This is a genomic window from Desulfobotulus pelophilus (assembly GCF_026155325.1).
In the GTDB taxonomy this organism is placed as follows: Bacteria; Desulfobacterota; Desulfobacteria; order Desulfobacterales; family ASO4-4; genus Desulfobotulus; species Desulfobotulus pelophilus.
This window is the reverse complement of the sequence record NZ_JAPFPW010000047.1, coordinates 1-3,590: the sequence shown is the minus strand read 5'-3', so window position 1 is coordinate 3,590 and position 3,590 is coordinate 1. Positions and strand designations below refer to the sequence as shown.

Annotated in this window: 2 protein-coding genes; both read right to left on the bottom strand. The window is 56.9% G+C overall.

Annotation, left to right across the window (positions count from 1 at the left end; genetic code table 11):
• Positions 1-494: 494 nt before the first annotated feature.
• On the bottom strand, positions 495-2,864 hold the full coding sequence (locus tag OOT00_RS15790; protein WP_265426387.1) for a phage/plasmid primase, P4 family: 2,370 nt from the start codon (positions 2,862-2,864) through the stop codon (positions 495-497).
• A gap of 43 nt (positions 2,865-2,907) precedes the next feature.
• The gene (locus tag OOT00_RS15785) at positions 2,908-3,375 is read right to left on the bottom strand and encodes a hypothetical protein (RefSeq protein WP_265426386.1); all 468 of its coding nucleotides are present in this window, start codon (positions 3,373-3,375) and stop codon (positions 2,908-2,910) included.
• Positions 3,376-3,590: the final 215 nt, after the last annotated feature.

The following is a 3,590-nucleotide window of genomic DNA, read 5'->3' as shown; positions in this document are numbered from 1 at the left end:
CGGCGGCCCGGACCTCAGCGGCCGGGCTATCAGCAGGGACCAGTGCCCCATACTTTGCGAAGATGACGGCAGGATTCACGCTGTCCCGCCCTGTTTTTCTGCTAACATACTGATTTTTATGGACTGGTCTGGGGGTGGCCCAAATTTGTCCCGTATTTGTCCCGCCCTAAAACCTTGTAAGGTATTGATTTTTATAGGGTGGTCCGGGTGGTCCGACCTGTTTTCATAATAGTCAGAAAAATTAATACACACACATACGCGCGCGCACGCGCACACGCGCAATAAGTTGGAATTAGGGCGGACCACCCGGACCACCTTGGATAAGTGTCCGTTTTTATTCGGTGTGGCTGTCCCATATTTGATCCCGCAGGGCGGGACAAGGGCGGGACAAATTTGGGACAGCACGATATTTCGTGAGCCTGTCCCGCCCTGTCCCAAATTTCGGGACGCGGTTTGGGCCGGGTGGGCCAGACCTCTGGAGGGGTAAGGGGCCATCATACGCCACCTCCCACATAGGCAATGCCATGTACGGCATATTCACGGGCCTGTCCCACACGTCGGCGCACATTGGTCAGGTTGCGCTGTGCGGAGAAAAGCTCCTTGAAAAAATTATCTCTGCCTAAGGCGCTGTAGCCGTTGGCATCGCAGTATCCTCTGTAGCCCTTATAGAGGGTGTCCTTGGCGGTGAGTTTGCTGGCATCCAGCTCACAGGCATCCTCAAGGAAGGCCACCACGGGGCTGTTGGACCTTCGGTACTCCTGCATCAGCCCCTGGGTTTCGGTGCAGTCCGTAAACCGTCCCTGCTCCCATACGCGGTGCAGGCCGACCACAGACCACTGGAAGATCTCGGACAGCTCATCCATGAGCTTGGGTTTCAGGTGGGGATCAATATCCGGATCATTGTCCATCCACTGGTGCTTAAACCTGATGGGCAGCCAGCGGCGGAAGTTCCCGTCCGAGTTGTCCAGCACACGGGGCAGCTTATTGGCCGCAAAAATCAGCTTGCAGAAGGGTTCAAAGTCAAAGGTGTCTTTGTGCTTGAACGCCGCCTGTATGGTATCTCCGGAGGTGATGGCCTTGAAATACTGGCTCTCGATGGCCTTGCTGCCCACCTCCGTGGAGATGTTCACGGACTTCCCGTAGAGGGAAGACCTCAAAAACTGATCCTCCAGCTCGTGCAGGCCCACGGAGGCGCAGTTTGCCACCCCCACCATCTGGCGCAGGATGTAGAGAACGGTGCTCTTACCGTCCGATCCATCGCCCAGCAGCAGCATGCACTTGCTCAGGATGGGGGGCGCTCTGCGGTCCAGGCAATAGCCGAAAAACTCCTGCAGCTGCATGATGACTTCGGGCGTCTGGATGTTCTGCTCCAGCATGCGCAGCCATGTGCCGCAGGTCTTGCCTTCCCTCGGATACCAGACCACGGGCAGCTCCACGGAGGCGTAGTGTTCCGGATCGTGGGGTTTCAGTTCCAGCGTTTTCAGGTTCAGTGCGCCGTTTTTGACCGTCACCCAGTCCAATTGATCATTCATGGCCCGGTCAGATGGCATGGCGCTTAAGACCTTGGCCTGCTCTGCGGCATCGCTCACACGGGACATCTGGGATTCCGTTCCCAGAATTTCTATGCCTGTTTTTTTGATGATATCCAGCTCCACCCGCTCCCAGACCGTGCCGGACCATCGGTACAGAAGGCCCGTGCTGTGATCGTAATTCAGCCTGAATTTTTCCAGCAGCCTGTTGGCCAGAAGCCTTGGGCGGAAGGACATGCGGCCATTCACGCCCGTTTCGAAAAAATCGGCCGCCTCGCTGTTCAGGGGGGCTTCGGGCTGATGATAGATGATGGCCGAAGCCATCAGTTCCGCAAGATCTTCTGAGGTTTTGCGATGTCTGACAAAAAAGTCCGTCAGATCCTGCCCGTCTTTTTCGGGATATCCGCCGTCTTCGTAGCGGCCCATGAACTCCGGCCATTCCAGAATACGAACGGAACGGGCCACCTTTGCCAGAGCCGGTGCGGAAAACTGCAGGGCGGCTATCTGTCCTGCCTGATCCGCATCAAAGCAGACCACCACATCCCGGTCTTTAAAGAGGGAAAGCAGATCCCGGCTCCATTTGCGCATCTTGGATGCGGTCATGGTGATGGCGTTAAATCCACGGGACAGGGCGCAGATGGTGTCCGGCTCGCCCTCACACAAAAGAAGGGTCCCTTCCGGTTCAGGCCGGGCGGGAAAGGGCATGGCATCGCCGCTGCCAGAGGCCCATGAGATCATTTTCCCCGCACGGCTGCCATCGGGAGCCGGGCCGGGCCTGTACAGCCGCATATTCCTGACAGCTCCTGTGCCGTCGAATATGGGGATGGCAATGCGGTCCGGTTTTTTGGGAATGATTTTTCCGTTTTTGGCCTGATAGCAGGTCTGCAGACGGATACCCAGATCCGATACGGTCTGGGGCGTCCAGCCCCTCAGGGTACAGATCCTGTCCATCCACTCCTTTGGGAGCTCCGGCAGATCGTTGTAAATGGCATCCAGTTTGGGAGGAAGGTGCTGACCGACAGGGGCGGATGCCGACCACGGCTCCGGCTTATCCCCGATGCCGTGGGTATGGCAGAAGGCCTTGAACGCTTCCCTGTTGTCGGAAAAGCCCTGCGCATGGCCCCATAACTTGATGAGATCGCCGGAAACACCACAGCCCAGGCAGTGGAACACGTCCTTTTCAAAATTATATGAAAAAGACGGATTCTGCTCGTCGTGGAAGGGGCAGAGGCCGATTTTTTCAGCCCTGTTATTTTTGCGTTCCGTGACCGCAAAACAGGTTTCGGCAATGTCTGCCCGCTGCTGGGCGGTCATGCGTTCCGATGCAATCCCCATCAGCTCCCCCTGAATTCACAGGGGCTTTGGAACAGCTTGATTGTCAAAGCGATGACATTTCCCATTCTCCCCCCTGCCGTATGGTGTCTTCAAAGAGTCTTCGTACTTCCATGACCTCGGTTTCCAGCCGACCGATGAGCCGGGCGGTTTTTACCACCGTGGCCGTTTCTTTGGATTGAAGCCCTTCCCGGAGATGCTGGAGCAGGTTGCCCGTGTGGATGACCACATCTTCGATTTCACGGCTGAGGCTGTCCGTCTGGGGTGTGGCCAGATCGGAAACCGGCACCAGACGCCATCCCGGCGGTTCCAGCAGAATCTTGATGGTGGGACTCTGGGTCACGGCAAAGGCGGCGCGGATGGCCCGGATATCCGGGGTGCGGCGGGGATCGGCGCAGTATTCATAGACGGTGCGTGCCGCCATGCCTGCCATGGTGGCCACCTGCGGAACCAGCACCTGATCTTCACGGTTCTGGATCAGGGCTTCATACAAAATGGCGTTGATGTCGCTCATGGGCGCTCCTTTGACGGGCCTGTTTTTTCCCTGAAAAAAGAAAAATAATCTCCGCAGAAATGAATGAAATTTTTGCGTTCACCCTGCCTTTGAATCTGCATATTCTTTTTCCGGCTGCTGACCAAAGGCGGCAAGGCAGTCCGGAAGGGCTGGGCTGTCACCGGAAAGCCTTGCCCTGAGATAGGTCTCTACCTCCGGCCAGTGGGCCTCGATGA

What these genes read in the sequence shown, in the direction of transcription:
- OOT00_RS15790 (WP_265426387.1), bottom strand. Translation starts at nt 2,864, where the DNA reads ATGGGGATTGCATCGGAACGCATGACCGCCCAGCAGCGGGCAGACATT.
- OOT00_RS15785 (WP_265426386.1), bottom strand. Translation starts at nt 3,375, where the DNA reads ATGAGCGACATCAACGCCATTTTGTATGAAGCCCTGATCCAGAACCGT.